This window comes from Streptomyces sp. NPDC000410 (assembly GCF_040300305.1).
Taxonomy (GTDB): domain Bacteria; phylum Actinomycetota; class Actinomycetes; order Streptomycetales; family Streptomycetaceae; genus Streptomyces.
Window position 1 is genome coordinate 1 of record NZ_JBEPDM010000044.1, and the last position, 16732, is coordinate 16732.

The window sequence follows — 16732 nt, forward strand, 5'->3', positions numbered from 1 at the left end:
GGGGACCCTGTGGGAGAGTAGGACGCCGCCGAACAAATTTTGGGCCGTGGCCCCTGGATTTCGATCCGGGGGCCACGGCCATTTTTGCGTTCTGGATAGCGTGGGGACATGCGATATGACCTCATCATCTTCGACAACGACGGTGTGCTCGTCGACAGCGAGCCGATCGCCAACACGATCCTTGCCGCCTATCTGACCGAGCTCGGGCACCCGACGTCGTACGAGGAGTCGGTTCGCGATTACATGGGGGCCGCTGTGCATCGGGTGCACGACACGGTTCTGGAGCGGAGTGGCCGGAGGCTCCCTTCGGATTTCGACGAGACTCTGCACGCCCGTGTCTTCTCCGCGTTCGAGCGGGAGTTGGAGGCGGTGGAGGGTGTCGTCGGCGTGCTGGAGAAGCTCCTCGCCGAGGCCGTGCCGTACTGCGTGGCGTCGTCGGGGAGTCATGAGCGGATCCGCGTGGGGCATCGGAAGACCGGGCTCGACCGATGGTTCCGGGACGAGAACATCTTCAGCGCGCAGGACGTCGGGCGGGGCAAGCCGGCGCCTGATCTGTTCCTGTACGCCGCCGAGCGCATGGGAGCCGTGCCCGAGCGGTGTGTGGTCGTGGAGGACAGCAGGCTCGGCGTGGCGGCGGCCCGGGCGGCCGGGATGGATGTGTACGGGTTCACGGCGATGACGGCGGCCGGCGAACTGGCGGGTGCCAAGGGGTACTTCACGGACATGACAGAGCTGCCGGGATTGCTTGTGTGATCTATCTACCCATGGGTAGACGAGCGGCTTACGCTGTGCGGCCATGACGGATGCGCGATTGCGGCACGGCCGGGCCTCGTTGGCTCTGAGCTTCTTGGTGCAGGGGGTGACCTTTGCTCTGCTCGTGACGCGTATCCCGGCCATTCAGGACCGGTACGGGATATCCGACGGACTGTTGCCCGTCTTTCTGGCTGCCGTGCCGATCCTGGCGGGTGTCGGCAGTGTCGCCACCGAGAAGCTTGTCGCACGCATACAGCCCGGCGTGGTGCTGCGGTGGTCGCAGCCCGTCGTGCTGCTGTCCCTTCTGGCGGTGGGGGCCGGTGGGGCGATGTGGCAGGTGGCGCTCGCGCTTGGTGTGTTCGGGCTGGCGGTCGGTGCGCTCGACGCGTCCATGAACATGCTCGGGGTCGGGCTGCAGCGCGCGTACGGGCGGAGCATCATGCTCGGCTTTCACGCCACGTACAGCCTCGGCGGGATCGTCGGGGCTTCGCTCGCATGGGCGGGGGCGCACTGGGATCTGCCGCTGGTGGTGTCGTATCTGCCCGTGGTCGCGCTGTTGTTGCCCGCGGCGCTCGTCGGGAGCCGGTGGTACGTGGACCAGGACCCGCGCGGCCGGGACGGGGCGGGGGAGCAGGGCGGGGCGGTCTCCTTCGCGGTTTTGCTGCCGCTGTGCCTGGTGATGACGTTCGCGTACATCGGGGATTCGACCGTGTCGAATTGGAGCGCGAAGTATCTGCAGGACGTGCTGGGCAGTTCGGAGGAGCTGGCGACCCTTCCGTACAACGCGTACATGGTGACGACGCTGCTGGGGCGGGCTGTGGGGGACTTCGGGGTGCGGCGCTTCGGGGCGGTGGCGGTCGTGCGGTGCGGGGTCGTACTGGCCGCGGGAGGGTTCGCCGTGGTGGCGGCCGCGCCCGGGGCGTGGGTGGGGCTCGCCGGGTTCACGCTGTTGGGGTTCGGGCTGTGCGTGATCGTGCCGCAGACGTTCGCGGCGGCGGGGCGTGCCTTCCCAGGGGCGAGTGACGTGGCCGTGGCCCGGGTGAATGTGTTCAATTATGTGGGGTTTGTGATCGGCTCGCCGCTGGTCGGTGCGCTCGGGGATGCATGGAACTACCGGGGCGCGATGCTCGTTCCGATGGTGTTGGTACTGGTGACGTTGCTGTATGCCCGGTCGTTCGCGGCGGAGTCCGACCGATACGGTGGCGAGCATGAGCGGCCGCGCACTGTTGATGTGGGACGAGGCGGTAACGAAGTATGACTTCGGGTCCGGCCATCCGATGGATCCGGTACGGCTTGCGCTGACCATGGGGTTGGTGCGGGCGTACGGGCTGGACCGCGCGGTGGATGTGGTGGGTGCGAAGCCGGCCGGGGACTCGACGCTGCGGCTGGTTCACCGTGAGGACTATGTGGCGGCCGTACGGGCCGCGTCCGAGGACCCTCGTGCCGCGGACCAGGCTTATGGGCTGGGGACGATGGACGACCCGGCCTTCGCGGGGATGCACGAGGTTTCCGCGCTGATCGCCGGGCAGTCGGTGGGGGCGGCTGAGGCGGTGTGGCGGGGGGAAGCCGCGCATGCGGTGAACTTCGCGGGTGGGCTGCATCATGCGATGCCGGGGTCGGCGGCGGGGTTCTGTATTTACAACGACGCGTCGCTGGCCATCGCGCGGTTGCTGGAGCTGGGTGCCGAGCGGGTCGCGTACGTGGATGTGGACGTGCATCACGGGGACGGGGTGCAGGCGGCGTTCTGGGACGATCCGAGGGTGCTGACGATCTCGCTGCACGAGCATCCGCGGCTGCTGTTTCCGGGGACGGGGTGGCCGGAGGAGACGGGCGGGGCGGGTGCGGCTGAGGGTTCGGCCGTGAATGTGGCCCTGCCGGCCGGTACGGGGGATGCGGGGTGGCTGCGCGCCTTCCACGCGGTGGTCCCGGAGCTGCTGGCGGACTTCCGGCCACAGGTGCTCGTGACCCAGCACGGTGCGGATACGCACTTCGAGGATCCGCTGGCGCATCTGGCGGTGTCGCTGGACGCGCAGCGGCTGGTGCAGGAAGCGTGCCACTCGCTGGCGCACGAGTGGGTCGAGGGCGGGCGCTGGGTCGCGCTCGGTGGTGGCGGGTACGCGGTGGTGGATGTGGTGCCGCGGTCGTGGACGCATCTGGTGGGCATCGCGGCACATGCCCCGGTGGACCCGACGTCGTTGATTCCGTCGTCGTGGAAGGACGAGGTCTATGCGCGGACGCGGCAGTTGGCGCCCGGGCGGATGACGGACGGGCGTACGCCCTCGTGGCGTGAATGGGAGGCGGGGTACGACCCGGCGGACCGGCTGGACCAGGCGGTGCTGGCCACGCGGCGGGCGGTGTTTCCGCTGAGAGGGCTGCTGGCGTAACGCGTGCGGAGGGTACTCCCCATTACGCCGACTGTGGGGATTTGGCGGGGTTTTGGAACAGCGGGGAGGGGACTGCGGGAGCATCGGGGTGTGTTGAGCAGTGGAGCATTACGGGCGCATTTGTTGGCTGCGAGGCTTGCGGGGCCGGTGGCGACGTCGAGGGAGGAGAGCCTTCGCAGCTATCGGCTTTTCGCGGCGCGGGATCCGCGGGTCACGCTCGGACTCGATCCCGAATGGGTATGGGGTGAGCGGGATTTGATCGCTTTGATGGCCGACAAGTGCGGGGTGTCGGGCGACCCCGGGCACGTATCGGGACCGGACGTGATCGATCCTGAACGTACGTTGAGCGGGCTGGATGCCTTCGCCGAGCGGCTGGGGGAGGTCGCCGGACGGCGGGCGGCGGTGCTGCTGGGAACCGGGCATCCGCACCGGCTGCTCGGGTTCTACGCCGATCTTGCAGACGCTTTGTCGGCGGCGGGGTGTCTTGTTCTCACCCCGGCGCAGGGGCGATGTGTCGACATAACGACCCGGTTCGGTCTACGCACGTACATCCTCGACTACGTACGAGGAGTCGCTCTGGTGCGGGAACCCGGCGCGCGGGACGCGGGGCGTGAGAGCGGCGTGCATACCCATTCGCCACTCCCGGTTCGGGTCGCCCTGGACGGGCTGGCCGAGGCCGGCGGGCCGCTTCCCGAGCTGGTCGTCGGGGACCATGGCTGGGTCTGCGGGGCAGGTCAGCTGGGGTTCGAGGCCATCGGGCTGGCGGATACGGACGATCCCGCGCTGTTCGTCGGCGAGGCCGAGGGTCGCGTGTCCGTCGCCGTTCCGGTTGATGATGCGGTGCGGTCCGATTACTACCGGCCGCTTACTCGCTATGTACTCAATCGAGCGTGTCTGTCACAGTAAACGGCCGATGGCTGCTCCTCTTCCCCACTCGCACCACCCGCCCCTAGTCTGGGGAGTGAGCGCACCGCGACGAAGAGTCACCGGAGGGGAAGCCGGTGTGCGTCGTGTGCGGAAGGTACAGGTGGGTCATGGCTGCTGGCGAGAGGCCTCTCAACGAGGTCAAGTTCCTGACCGTGGCGGAAGTCGCCTCGGTGATGCGAGTGTCGAAGATGACCGTGTACCGCTTGGTGCACAGCGGTCATCTGCCGGCGATCCGGGTGGGCAGGTCCTTCCGGGTCCCGGAGCAAGCGGTTCACGAGTACCTCCGCGAGTCCTTTGTGGGGGTCGAATCCGCCTGAGGCGCCCCTCGGATTACGAGCTCGGAGCTCGGGCCGGTAGGCTAGGCCGACGTAGGTCGTGTGGGCCCAGACGCCCCGCACCGAGTGAAGAGAAGTGAGCGAGGGTAGTCGTGGGCTCTGTTATCAAGAAGCGGCGCAAGCGGATGGCCAAGAAGAAGCACCGCAAGCTGCTCAAGCGCACGCGCGTTCAGCGTCGCAACAAGAAGTAAGCGGCAGCTGTCCGTGATTCCGCGGCCCTTCCACCCCTGCGGTGGAAGGGCCGCGGTGCGTCCCGCGCACCCCTGATGCCGTGCGTTGGGACCAAAGAGCCGCGAAGAAGGTCCCGCAGTCATCACAGCGCAACATCAACCCGCTACGGTGACGCATAGGCAGGCCCGAACGGAAGGCGCTGATCTTGGGCAAGGTCGTGCTCGTCACCGGTGTGGCCCGGCAACTCGGGGGCCGCTTCGTTCGCCGCATCCAGCGGGATCCCGAAGTGGACCGGGTGGTCGGTGTGGACGTGGTGACTCCGGAGCATCATCTCGGTAGCGCCGAATTCATCCGGGCGGACATCCGCCAGCCCGCCATAGCGCGTGTCCTCGCCGAGCACGCCATCGACACGGTCGTCCATATGGACGTCACGGGCATGCCCCTGGGCGCGGGTGGCCGGACATCGGTCAAGGAGACCAACGTCATCGGCACCATGCAGCTGCTCGGTGCCTGCCAGAAGTCGCCGACCGTCAGGCGGCTGGTGGTCAAGTCCAGCACGAGCGTGTACGGCTCCGCGCCCCGCGACCCGGCCGTCTTCACCGAGACGACCCCGGCCAAGTCCCTGCCGAGCGGTGGCTTCGCCAAGGACGCGGTGGAGGTCGAGGGCTACGTACGCGGCTTCGCCCGCCGCAGGCCGGACGTGGCCGTCTGCGTGCTGCGCTTCGCGAACATCCTCGGGCCCCGGGCGGACTCCCCGCTCGCCGACTACTTCTCGCTACCGGTCCTGCCGACCGTCTTCGGCTACGACCCGCGGCTGCAGTTCGTCCACGAGGACGACGTCATCGACGTGCTGCGGATCGCCGCCCACGATCCCCGGCGCGGAACGCTGAACAGCGGCACCTTCAACATCGCGGGCGACGGCGTGCTGCTGTTGTCGCAGTGCTCCCGGCGGCTGGGCCGCCCGACGGTGCCGGTCCTGCTGCCCGCGGTCACCTGGGTGGGGACCGCGCTGCGTACGGTCGGGGTCACCGACTTCTCGCCCGAGCAGATCCGGCTGCTGACGCACGGCCGGGTGGTGAGCACGGTCCAGATGCGCGAAACCCTGGGCTTCACCCCCGCGTACACGACGTCGGAGACGTTCGCCGAGTTCGCGCGGAGCCGAGGGCCCGGGCTGCTGCCGCCCGAGGACATGGCCCGGGCGGTCGACAAGGCCGAGGCCCTGGCGCTGGCGTGCGGCGCCCGTGGCCCGCAGAGCACCCGTTCCACCCAGAGCGCCGGATAAGGAGCGCGAGCAACGATGGCGGACGCCAAGGTCATTCCGTTCGACGACGACCGGTCACGTACGGGTGCCTCGCAGCGCCCGGTACGGCGCCGGCCCACGCTGGGCCGGCGAAAGCCCGCCGCCGCTGAGCCCGGGACCGCCGGGTCGGCCTCCGCCGTGCGTGACGCGGTACGCGAGGTGCCGGTCGGCTCGGTGCCGGGGCAGCCCGACAGGGACCGGCCGGGCGCGGCTCAGGCCACCGCTGCGGATGCCGCGGCGGACGGGGAGGCGGCCATGCCGGAGACCGGCCGGGGCGGCTGGGACCGGCGGATCGCGGGCGGGCTGGCGTTCCTGCGGCGGCGGGTCACCGGCGACTACGAGGTCGACGAGTTCGGCTACGACAAGGAACTCACCGACCAGGTGCTCATGTCGCTCGTACGGCCGCTGTGCGAGAAGTACTTCCGGGTCGAGGTGAAGGGCATCGAGAACATCCCGTCGGACGGCGGGGCGCTCGTGGTGGCCAACCACTCCGGGACGCTGCCGCTCGACGGTCTGATGATGCAGGTCGCCGTCCATGACAATCACCCGGCGGGGCGGCATCTGCGGCTGCTGGCCGCCGATCTGGTGTTCATGCTGCCGGTGATAAACGAGCTGGCGCGCAAGGCGGGGCACACGCTCGCCTGCTCGGAGGACGCGGAGCGTCTGCTGCAGCGGGGCGAGGTCGTCGGGGTCATGCCGGAGGGCTTCAAGGGCATCGGGAAGCCGTTCAGCGAGCGGTACAAGCTGCAGCGCTTCGGGCGGGGCGGCTTTGTGTCGACGGCGCTGCGGGCGGGCACGCCGATCGTTCCGTGCTCGATCGTCGGGGCGGAGGAGATCTACCCGATGATCGGTAATGCGAAAACGCTCGCGCGGCTGCTGGGGTTCCCGTACTTCCCGCTCACTCCCACCTTTCCGTGGCTGGGGCCCCTGGGGGCGGTGCCGCTGCCGACGAAGTGGACGATCCAGTTCGGTGAGCCGATCCCGACGGACGGCTATCCGCCGGAGGCGGCGGAGGACCCGATGCTGATGTTCAACCTGACGGACCAGGTGCGGGAGCAGATCCAGCACACCCTCTACAAGCTGCTGGTGCAGCGGCGGTCCGTGTTCTTCTAGGCCGTTCTTTCAGCCGTTCTCCCAGGCCGCACGTCAGGAGAGGGAGACGCCCTGCGGGCATCTCCCCCTCCTGACGTGCGCATACGTGCGCCTAGCGGTCGTCCTCGCCCTCGATGCCCAGGCCCGGCAGCAGGTCCGGCAGCAGCGGCGGGATCGTCACGTCCGGCATGGGGGCCATGTCATCGCCGGAACCGGACGAGGACGACGGTGTCGTGCTGTTCTGCGGCGGGTTCAGCAGGCCGCCGGGGTTGCCCCCGAGCAGGCCGTCGTCCGCCTCCGTGCCCGAGCCGGACGGCGCGGGCCGGCTGCTCCCGTCCGTGTGCCCGGCGGAGGGCGAGGACGGCGAGGGGCGGTACGTACCGGACGCGCCGGACGTATCGCTGGAGCCGGGGGACGATCCGGGGCGCTGGGAGCCTCCGCTCTCCGTGTCGGGAGTGGGCGGCAGCAGTGACTGAAGCGGTCCGACCTCTTGCTCTATGGCGTCGAAGACCGAGGTCACTTCGTCCCGTACGTCGGTGAGCTGGACCGGCAGCCGGTCCCGCAACCCGTTCCAGACCTCGCGGTGGGAGCGGGAGAACGAGGACAGGGTGGCGATGGGGCCGAGCGAGCCGTCCCGTTCGTACGCCTGGTGGAGCAGCCGGTGGCCTTCCGTGGCGTCGTGACGCATGCCGGTCAGGGCGCGCCTGATCTCGCCGAGCGACTCGTGGTCCAGTGCGCCGGCCCGGCCGCGCTCCATCAGCCGACGGGCTTCGCCGAGCCGGGTCGAGGCATGGTCGAGATAGAGCTCGCCGCGGTCCGCGTCGTCGTCGGCCATGTCGAGCTGGAGGTCCTCCATGCCCCGCTTGAGACCGTAGAGCGAGTCACCGGGGAGGGCGTCGGAGCTGGCGGCGGCCACTCCGCTGAACGCGCCCGCGGCCACTCCCACGGTGAGGCCGCCGGCCGCGAGGCCTTTGGACCAGCGGGAGCGCGGTCGCAACTTCCTGAGCGGGGACGCCCGGTGCGCGCCCCGGCCGGCGGTGCGCTGCTCCGGGACGGTAGGGCCTCCGGCCGTGCCTCCTTCGGCCGTGCCCTCCCGGAACATGGCCTCCATGGCGGCCACGAGCTGGGCTCGTTGCACCACTTTGGCCTCGGGGTCCATTTCGGGCTTCGGTAGCTCGCCGAGGCCGTTCGCCAGGGCCAACAGTCGTCCCTGTTCGACCGGTTGTTCGGCCGAAACCTCGGACTGCTCGGCAGCCGCGCCCCGGAGCGCCTGATCCTCCAGGGCCTGGGCGAAGGCGTTCGCCCGCCGGTGCGCCGAAACGTTCGCGATCACAGGCGGCACCTCCTCTCGTCATGACGGTCGACTCCCCGGAGGGTCCGGAAGGTTGCACGCCTTGAGCACATCCACACAAACGAGTGAGTGGCTGCGGGCATGGCGTGACCGCAGGGAGCCTGCATTCCGCACAACGAGCGGCTCGGCAGTTGGGTTACGCGCGAAGGATGATCGGACCAGTGCGTCATCAGCCGCTCACGGGTGGTGAGTTGAAGGGAAGGGTCGTGTGTGGGGGGCCGAATATCGCGTGGGGGAAAGGAGGGGGGTCAGCGTGCGTCGTCGGGGAGGAGCCGGGCCAAGGTACGCACGGCGCGGTACTGGAGGGTCTTGATCGCGCCTTCGTTCTTGCCCATGACACGGGCGGTCTCGGCGACCGAGAGGCCCTGGAGGAAGCGCAGGGTGACGCACTCCTGCTGCTGAGGGTTGAGCTTGCGGACGGCCTCCAGCAGCGCCGCGTTCGAGAGTGACTCGAGGACGGAGTCCTCGGGGCTGCGCTCGACCTCGTTGGCGTCGAGCATTTCACCGGTGGTCACTTCCAGTCGGAAACGGCTCGACTTGAAGTGGTCGGCGACCAGATTCCGGGCGATAGTGACCAGCCAGGCGCCGAAATCGCGTCCCTGCCAGGTGAAGGTGGAGATGCGTCGCAGGGCGCGCAGGAAGGTCTCGCTGGTGAGGTCCTCCGCCGTCGCCTTGCCGCCGACGCGGTAGTAGATGTAGCGGTACACGGTGTCGCTGTACTGGTCGTAGAGCCGCCCGAAGGCGTCGGCCTCGCCGGCCTGGGCGCGCTCGACCAGGTCCATCATGCGCGCGCTGTCACTGTCGGCGCTCGGGCGGCGGGCCGTGGTCGCGGTGCCGGAACCGCCCCGGCCACCGCGTCTCCCCACCGCCGCGCCGCCGTCCGCCAGCGCGTAGCAGGGGCCGGTAGGGCCGAGGGCGGCAGGGCTCGGCGCGGCAAAGGCGGGGACGGCGTACGCGGTGGGGACGAAGCCGCGCAAGTAGTCGGCGACCGTTGCGCGCAGCGTAGCCAGGCCCGAGGCGTCAACCCCGACGTGTGGGTACACGGGACTCCCAGAGGCAGAGCTTCCATCACGTGCAGTGCGGGACCGTTCACTCGTCGTGGCGACGTGTGGGGTCCGTTATGCGTCTGAGGAGAATAACGCTTCGTACAGGCAGCGCTACACCGAGTTGCTCAAATCATCGATTCCGTCGCTTCTGTTACGGCAAAGCGGCGCATCGAGTCGCAGATCGTGATCGGTTATTGATCGGATTACTTCGTGATCTGCCGTGGCGCGTGATGGGTTGTGCTCATGTGGTAGCGACAGGACTGGCCGGGGGCGCGGGCGGGTAAGAACGCCGGATTGCCGCGCGCCCGGACGCCGGTGGTCGGCGCGTGTTCGCCCGGTGTCGTACGCGCGTGTCAGTGACGGCTGTCGTACGTGTGTGTCAGCGGCGGCGTCGGTGCAGGGCGACCGCGGCCGCCGTGCCGCCGGCCAGGGCGCCGACGCCCGCCGCGGCCGGGATGCCGACCTTGGCCGCCTTGCGGCCCGTGCGGTAGTCGCGCAGGCGCCAGTCGCGCTCTCGCGCGTGCTTGCGCAGTTTGGTGTCCGGGTTGATGGCGTACGGGTGCCCGACGAGGGAGAGCATCGGGATGTCGTTGTGCGAGTCGCTGTACGCCGCACAGCGGGCCAGGTCCAGGTTCTCGGCCGCGGCGAGTGCGCGTACCGCCTCGGCCTTCGCAGGGCCGTGCAGCGGCTCGCCCACCAGCTTGCCGGTGTAGACCCCGTCCACGGACTCCGCGACCGTGCCCAGCGCGCCGGTCAGCCCCAGGCGGCGGGCGATGATCGTCGCGGTCTCCACGGGGGCGGCGGTGACCAGCCAGACCTTCTGGCCCGCGTCGAGGTGGGCCTGGGCGAGTGCGCGGGTGCCGGGCCAGATGCGGTCCGCCATGTACTCGTCGTAGATCTCCTCGCCTATCGACATCAGCTCGGAGACGCGATGGCCCTTGACGATGGACAGCGCGGACTCGCGTACGTCCTGCATGTGCTCCGGGTCCTCGACTCCCGCGAGCCGGAACCACGTCTGCTGCCAGGCGAACCTCGCCAGCTCGCGGCGCTGGAAGAACTTCCGCTTGTACAGGCCCCGCCCGAAGTGGAAGATCGCGGCGCCCTGCATCACGGTGTTGTCGAGGTCGAAGAAGGCGGCGGCGCGGATGTCCCCGATGACGGGGAACTCGGGCTCCGCCGGTTTCCTGTCCGCCTTCGCGGATTCGAGCTGCTCCAGCTCGTCCAGCTGCTGCGAGGTCTTGCGCGCCGCTTCGGCGGCGGCCTCGCCTGCGAGAACGCTCCGGGCGGTCGCGGAGCGCCTACGGGGGGTGAGCCATCCCAGTGCGGCCATGGCGTGAGCATAGCCAGTCTGTTCGGTACTTCCCGACTCGCGGGGATGCGGTCGCGTGAACTCTCGGCGGCCGGATTGTTAAACGGGCTGTCCACAGGCGATCCGGAAGCGGGCGGAAGAGGCGGAGAATGGGGCCATGAGTCCTCTGTTGCGGCGTACGAAGAAGAAGGCAGGCGACCGGGTCGTCACGCTGATCGGCAAGCCCGGGTGTCATCTGTGTGACGACGCGCGGGCCGTGGTCCGGGAAGTGTGCGCGCAGACGGGTGCGTCGTGGGAGGAGAAGGACATCACCGAGGACGAGGGGCTGCACGCCGCGTACTGGGAGCAGATCCCGGTGGTCCTGGTGGATGGGGAACAGCACACGTTCTGGCGTGTGGACGCGGACCGGCTCCGCCGGGAACTGGGGGCCTGACCCGAAAGGCGGTTACCATCGTGGGCGTTTTGCTGGGGTCTCGGGGGCAGGGTCGTAAGGAGTGTGTACCGGTTTGCCCCTCTCGGATTCTCAACGGACAAATGAGGTCCGCGGTTCCGGAATCGCGCGTTCGGCCTGCGTGACCCCGGTCACTTTGCCCGGACAAACCGGACACCATCTTTGTGCACGCGTTCACAAAGACATAGCCTGCATTCGACGGGGCGGTCCTGGGACGTATGGCCGCCTGCAGCCCCGCTCATCCCGCAGGAGCACCGTGGCAACTGGCCGAACACACCGACCGGCGACTCGTAGCCGAGGAATCCCCGAGGCCACCGTCGCCAGGCTTCCGCTGTATCTACGCGCACTGACCGCGCTGTCGGAGCGCTCTGTGCCGACGGTCTCCTCCGAGGAGCTCGCGGCCGCGGCGGGGGTCAACTCCGCGAAGCTGCGCAAGGACTTCTCGTACCTCGGCTCCTACGGGACCCGTGGCGTCGGCTACGACGTCGAGTACCTCGTCTACCAGATCTCCCGCGAGCTCGGCCTCACCCAGGACTGGCCGGTCGTGATCGTCGGTATCGGTAACCTCGGTGCCGCGCTGGCCAATTACGGAGGCTTCGCCTCCCGTGGCTTCCGGGTCGCCGCGCTGATCGACGCCGACCCCGCGATGGCCGGGAAGCCCGTCGCCGGGATTCCCGTCCAGCACACGGACGAGCTGGAGAAGATCATCTCGGACAACGGCGTCTCCATCGGGGTCATCGCGACCCCCGCGGGCGCCGCCCAGCAGGTGTGCGACCGGCTGGTCGCCGCCGGGGTCACCTCCATCCTGAACTTCGCACCGACCGTTCTCTCGGTGCCGGACGGCGTCGACGTACGCAAGGTCGACCTCTCGATCGAGCTGCAGATCCTCGCTTTCCACGAGCAGCGCAAGGCGGGCGAGGAGGCGGAGGCCGAGGCCGCCGGCGCCACGCCGGTGGTGGCGCCCGCGCCTGCCGAGGTGCCTGTGGCGTCCGCGACGCCCGCTTCGACCGCGCCGCGCGGTGCCGCCGCCACGGGCGCGGCAGGCCGGAAGGGACCTGACGGGGACGTCCCCGCCGTGATGCCGGCATGAGCCTGCTCGTCGTCGGACTCAGCCACCGCAGCGCCCCGGTCAGCGTGCTGGAGCGGGCCTCGCTGTCCGCGGACACGCAGATCAAGCTGCTCCAGGACACGCTCGCCGCAGAGCCCGCGGCCGAGGCCGCCGTCCTCGCCACCTGCAACCGCATCGAGCTGTACGCCGACGTGGACAAGTTCCACGCCGGTGTCGCCGAGCTGTCCACCCTGCTCGCCCAGCACAGCGGCGTCGGGCTGGAGGAGCTCACCCCTTATCTGTACGTGCACTACGAGGACCGGGCCGTCCACCACCTGTTCTCGGTGGCCTGCGGACTCGACTCCATGGTCGTCGGCGAGGGACAGATCCTCGGCCAGATCAAGGACGCGCTCGCGCTCGGCCAGAACCTGCACACCGCGGGCCGACTGCTGAACGACCTGTTCCAGCAGGCGCTGCGGGTCGGCAAGCGGGCCCACAGCGAGACCGGGATCGACCGGGCCGGGCAGTCGCTCGTCACGTTCGGCCTGGAGCAGCTGTCGCTCGGCGTGCCGGTGGACGAGTGGGCGAAGGGCAAGCGGGCGCTGGTCATCGGCGCCGGTTCGATGTCCTCGCTCGCGGCGGCGACGCTGGCACGCGCCGGGGTCGAGGAGATCGTCATCGCCAACCGTACGCAGGCGCGTGCGGAGCGGCTGGTGGAGATCCTTGCCGAACCGGGCGGTACGGGCGTGCTCGCGCGAGCCGTGCCCATGGGCGAGGTCGACGGCGAGCTGACACGAGTCGACATCGCGGTGTCCTGCACCGGCGCGACCGGGCTCGTACTGACGGCGGGCGCCGTCGCCGAAGCCGTCGGCGAGATCGTGCCCTGTGTACCGGAACCGGCCCCTGAGCGGACCGGGGTCGAGCTGGACGCCGAGGTCATCGCCCGGCTCGCCGGGCTCGACCGGGTGGCGGAGAACGCCACGGCCGTCCTGCCCGAAGGGGACGGTTGCCCCGTCGGGCTGGACGACGCGTCCGTGGACGCCGACGACATGGGCCTGCACGGCACCTGGGTGGAGAACGCCGCCGCCGACCGGCGCGGTGTCCCGGGACGGCGTACGGCCCCTGCACTCAGCACCGGCCCCGTCCGCCTCGCGCTGCTCGACCTCGCCATGCCCCGCGACATCGACGCCGCCGTCCACCGGATCCCCGGTGTACGCCTCGTCGACATCGAGTCGCTGGCCGAGGCATCCGCGGACGCCCCGATGGCCGCCGACGTCGACCAGGTGCGCACGATCGTCTCCGACGAGGTCGCCGCCTTCGGTGCCGCCCTGCGCGCCGCGCACATCACGCCGACCGTGGTCGCCCTGCGCGCCATGGCCGCCGATGTGGTCGCCGGTGAGGTCGCGCGGCTGGAGGGACGGCTGCCCGATCTCGACGCGAAGCAGCGCGCCGAGATCACCCAGACCGTGCGCCGCGTCGTCGACAAGCTCCTGCACGCGCCGACCGTGCGCATAAAGCAGCTCGCGGCCGAGCCCGGCGGTGCCGGTTACGCGGACGCGCTGCGCACACTCTTCGATCTCGACCCGGAGACGGTCGCATCCGTCAGCCGGGCCGACCTGAACGACGCGGACGTCAAGAACCGAGGGCGAGTATGACCGAGAAGGCTTTGAGGCTCGGGACCAGGCGCAGCAAGCTCGCCATGGCTCAGTCCGGGCAGGTGGCGGAGACGGTGAGCCGGCTGACCGGCCGCCCTGTCGAGCTCGTCGAGATCACCACGTACGGCGACACCTCCCGCGAGCACCTCGCGCAGATCGGCGGCACCGGTGTGTTCGTCACCGCGCTGCGTGACGCGCTGCTCGCGGGCGAGGTGGACTTCGCGGTCCACTCGCTGAAGGACCTGCCGACCGCGCAGCCCGACGACCTGGTGCTGGCCGCGATTCCGCGGCGCGAGGACCCGCGTGACGTGCTCGTCGCGCGCGACGGGCTGACGCTCGACCGGCTGCCGCACGGCGCCCGCGTCGGGACCGGCTCGCCGCGCCGGATGGCGCAGCTCAACGCGTACGCGCGCTCGCACGGACTCGTCATCGAGACCGTGCCGATCCGGGGCAACATCGACACCCGGGTCGGATACGTGCGCAGCGGGGAGCTGGATGCCGTGGTGCTTGCCGCGGCCGGGCTGAACCGTATCGGCAGGATCGAGGACGTGACCGACTTCCTGTCGGTCGACGCGGTCCTGCCCGCCCCCGGCCAGGGGGCCCTGGCAGTCGAGTGCCTGTCGGCGAACGCCGACCTCACTGCCGCGCTCGCCGAGCTCGACGACCCGTACACCCGGGCCGCCGTGACCGCCGAGCGATCCCTGCTCGCCGCCCTGGAGGCCGGCTGCAGCGCACCTGTGGGCGCGCTGGCCGACCTGCTGGCCGACGGACAGGTTGTTCATGAGATGCGCCTGCGGGCTGTCGTCGGCACGACCGACGGTTCCACGCTGGTGCAGCTGTCCACCACCGGTCCCGTACCCACGTCGCACGACGACGCGGTTGCCCTCGGTCGCGAACTCGCGGCCGAGATGCTCGCCAAGGGTGCGGCCGGTCTTATGGGGGAGCGAGCACTTTGAGCCCCACCACTGCCACTTCCACCTCGTCGGCGTACTCCGGGCATGGGCACGTCACCTTCCTCGGCGCCGGTCCCGGCGACCCGGGGCTGCTGACCCTGCGCGCTGTGGAGGCGCTGGCGGGAGCGGACGTGCTGATCGCCGAGCCCGATGTCCTCGAGGTCGTTCGCGGCCATGCGCGGGCGGGCGTGAGCACGCCTGAGCTGGCGGTTGTTGACAATGCGTCAATGGCCGCCGGTGTCCCTGTGTTGAGGGATGCCGCCAATCTTGTCATGGAGGCCGCGAGGGGCGGCAAGCGGGTCGTCCGTGCGGTGGGCGGTGACCCCGGGCTCGACGGCAACGCCGGCCAGGAGATGCTCGCCTGCGCCGCGGAGGGCATTCCCTTCGAGGTCGTGCCGGGTGTCGCGACGGCGGTGGGCGTGCCCGCGTACGCCGGTGTGCCGCTGCGCGACGCGCAGGGCACCGATGTGCGCTTCATCGACGCGCGTACGGCCGACGACCGGTGCTGGACCGAGGTCGGCGCGTCGGACGGCACGGTCGTCGTGTCGACGTCCCTGGACGCCGTGGCCGCGGCCGCCGGGGAGCTGGTGGCCGCCGGGCGCAAGCCCGACACCCCGCTCACGGTCACGGTCGCCGGTACGACGACGCGGCAGCGGACGTGGACCGCGACGCTCGGGACGATCGCGCAGGTCTTCAAGCAGGCGAAGGTGCTGCCGTCGCCGGAAGGACACCGGCCGGTCATAGCCGTGGTCGGTGAGCGCAGCGCCGCGGCCCAGCGCGACCAGCTCGCGTGGTTCGAGTCCAAGCCGCTGTTCGGCTGGAAGGTCCTCGTACCGCGTACGAAGGAGCAGGCGGCTTCGCTCTCCGACCAGCTTCGGTCCTACGGCGCCGTGCCGCACGAGGTGCCGACGATCGCCGTCGAGCCGCCGCGGACGCCGCAGCAGATGGAGCGTGCGGTCAAGGGGCTCGTGACGGGCCGCTACGAGTGGATCGCCTTCACGTCGGTCAACGCCGTGAAGGCTGTGCGGGAGAAGTTCGAGGAGTACGGGCTCGACGCCCGCGCCTTCGCCGGGATCAAGGTCGCGGCGGTGGGCGAGCAGACCGCCCGGGCGCTGATCGAATTCGGTGTGAAGCCGGACCTGGTGCCGAGCGGGGAGCAGAGCGCGGCCGGGCTGCTGGAGGACTGGCCGCCGTACGACCCCGTTTTCGACCCGATCGACCGGGTGTTCCTGCCGCGCGCCGACATCGCCACGGAGACGCTGGTGGCGGGCCTGATCGAGCTCGGGTGGGAGGTCGACGACGTGACGGCCTACCGGACCGTCCGGGCGTCGCCGCCGCCGGCGGATACGCGGGAGGCGATCAAGGGCGGCGGGTTCGACGCCGTTCTGTTCACGTCGAGCAGCACCGTGCGGAACCTGGTGGGTATCGCCGGGAAGCCGCACAACGTGACGGTCATCGCCTGTATCGGCCCCGCGACCGCGAAGACCGCGGAGGAGCACGGGCTGCGGGTGGACGTCCTGTCGCCGGAGCCGTCGGTGCACAAGCTGGCCGAGGCGCTGGCGGAGTTCGGGTCGCGGCGCCGCGAGGCGGCGGTCGAGGCGGGGGACCCGGTGACGCGGCCGAGCGAGCGGCGGCCGGGGGCGCGGAGGCGTCGTACGACGTGAGGTGTGGGGGTGCGGGGGTTGGTCCCCCGCACCCGCACCGGTACGCCACCGGTACGCCCGCCGGTATGCCACCGGCACCGGGCGGGGCGCTGGGCCTGCCGGGGCGCAGGGCCGACGGATCGGCACCGCGCGCCGGGGGTTGTGCCCACCCTCCCCCAGAGCTTCTCCCCCAGAGCTTCGCCTGGGGGTGCCCCCAGGGGTACCCCCATCTCGCTTCGCTCGCCCTGCGGAACGACTGCCCACAACGAGTGGATGGACTGCCCACAACGGGACAGGGTGTCGGCAAGAGGGGG

At 70.3% G+C, this 16732-nt stretch carries 16 protein-coding genes; 13 read left to right on the plus strand and 3 right to left on the minus strand.

Features of this window, described 5'->3' with window-relative positions:
- Nucleotides 1–108 precede the first annotated feature (108 nt).
- From ABT342_RS30080 to ABT342_RS30115, 8 genes are all read left to right on the plus strand, one after another.
- Nucleotides 109–753, plus strand: coding sequence for an HAD family hydrolase (locus ABT342_RS30080; protein WP_351580838.1), 645 nt, complete (start codon nt 109–111; stop codon nt 751–753).
- A 43-nt stretch (nt 754–796) separates the two neighbouring features.
- On the plus strand, nt 797–2011 hold the full coding sequence (locus ABT342_RS30085; protein WP_351580841.1) for an MFS transporter: 1215 nt from the start codon (nt 797–799) through the stop codon (nt 2009–2011).
- Entirely contained in the window at nt 1962–3137 is a 1176-nt protein-coding gene (locus tag ABT342_RS30090) for an acetoin utilization protein AcuC (RefSeq protein ID WP_351580846.1), read from the plus strand. Before ABT342_RS30085 ends, ABT342_RS30090 begins: the two co-directional genes overlap by 50 nt.
- 90 nt (nt 3138–3227) lie before the next feature.
- The gene (locus tag ABT342_RS30095) at nt 3228–4043 is read left to right on the plus strand and encodes a phosphatase (RefSeq protein ID WP_351580849.1); all 816 of its coding nucleotides are present in this window, start codon (nt 3228–3230) and stop codon (nt 4041–4043) included.
- Between the two features lie 128 nt (nt 4044–4171).
- Nucleotides 4172–4381: a helix-turn-helix domain-containing protein gene (locus tag ABT342_RS30100; protein WP_158687078.1), complete on the plus strand. Its 210-nt coding sequence runs from the start codon at nt 4172–4174 to the stop codon at nt 4379–4381.
- 110 nt (nt 4382–4491) lie between these two features.
- On the plus strand, nt 4492–4590 hold the full coding sequence (locus ABT342_RS30105) for a 30S ribosomal protein bS22 (RefSeq protein WP_003948845.1): 99 nt from the start codon (nt 4492–4494) through the stop codon (nt 4588–4590).
- A 185-nt stretch (nt 4591–4775) separates the two neighbouring features.
- Nucleotides 4776–5852, plus strand: a complete 1077-nt coding sequence (locus ABT342_RS30110; protein WP_351580852.1) for an NAD-dependent epimerase/dehydratase family protein — start codon at nt 4776–4778, stop codon at nt 5850–5852.
- A gap of 15 nt (nt 5853–5867) precedes the next feature.
- Nucleotides 5868–6983 (plus strand): lysophospholipid acyltransferase family protein, encoded by a 1116-nt coding sequence (locus ABT342_RS30115; protein ID WP_351580855.1) that lies wholly within the window; start codon nt 5868–5870, stop codon nt 6981–6983.
- A 91-nt stretch (nt 6984–7074) separates the two neighbouring features.
- Here ABT342_RS30115 and ABT342_RS30120 read toward each other — a convergent pair whose 3' ends face one another.
- From ABT342_RS30120 to ABT342_RS30130, 3 genes are all read right to left on the minus strand, one after another.
- Nucleotides 7075–8295, minus strand: a complete 1221-nt coding sequence (locus ABT342_RS30120; RefSeq protein ID WP_351580858.1) for a DUF5667 domain-containing protein — start codon at nt 8293–8295, stop codon at nt 7075–7077.
- A gap of 266 nt (nt 8296–8561) precedes the next feature.
- A complete protein-coding gene (locus ABT342_RS30125) occupies nt 8562–9356 on the minus strand; it encodes an ECF subfamily RNA polymerase sigma factor, BldN family (RefSeq protein WP_351580861.1) in 795 nt (264 codons plus the stop codon).
- A 382-nt stretch (nt 9357–9738) separates the two neighbouring features.
- Nucleotides 9739–10689 (minus strand): HAD family hydrolase, encoded by a 951-nt coding sequence (locus ABT342_RS30130; RefSeq protein ID WP_351580864.1) that lies wholly within the window; start codon nt 10687–10689, stop codon nt 9739–9741.
- Between the two features lie 136 nt (nt 10690–10825).
- Between ABT342_RS30130 and ABT342_RS30135 the strand changes: the two genes are divergently transcribed.
- From ABT342_RS30135 to ABT342_RS30155, 5 genes are all read left to right on the plus strand, one after another.
- Entirely contained in the window at nt 10826–11101 is a 276-nt protein-coding gene (locus ABT342_RS30135) for a glutaredoxin family protein (protein WP_351580867.1), read from the plus strand.
- Nucleotides 11102–11375: 274 nt separating this feature from the next.
- On the plus strand, nt 11376–12209 hold the full coding sequence (locus ABT342_RS30140; RefSeq protein ID WP_351580870.1) for a redox-sensing transcriptional repressor Rex: 834 nt from the start codon (nt 11376–11378) through the stop codon (nt 12207–12209).
- The gene (locus tag ABT342_RS30145) at nt 12206–13822 is read left to right on the plus strand and encodes a glutamyl-tRNA reductase (protein WP_351580873.1); all 1617 of its coding nucleotides are present in this window, start codon (nt 12206–12208) and stop codon (nt 13820–13822) included. The genes ABT342_RS30140 and ABT342_RS30145 overlap by 4 nt, the downstream gene beginning before the upstream one ends.
- Nucleotides 13819–14778, plus strand: a complete 960-nt coding sequence (gene hemC, locus ABT342_RS30150; protein WP_351580876.1) for a hydroxymethylbilane synthase — start codon at nt 13819–13821, stop codon at nt 14776–14778. Before ABT342_RS30145 ends, hemC begins: the two co-directional genes overlap by 4 nt.
- The gene (locus ABT342_RS30155) at nt 14775–16439 is read left to right on the plus strand and encodes a bifunctional uroporphyrinogen-III C-methyltransferase/uroporphyrinogen-III synthase (protein WP_351580880.1); all 1665 of its coding nucleotides are present in this window, start codon (nt 14775–14777) and stop codon (nt 16437–16439) included. The genes hemC and ABT342_RS30155 overlap by 4 nt, the downstream gene beginning before the upstream one ends.
- Nucleotides 16440–16732: the final 293 nt, after the last annotated feature.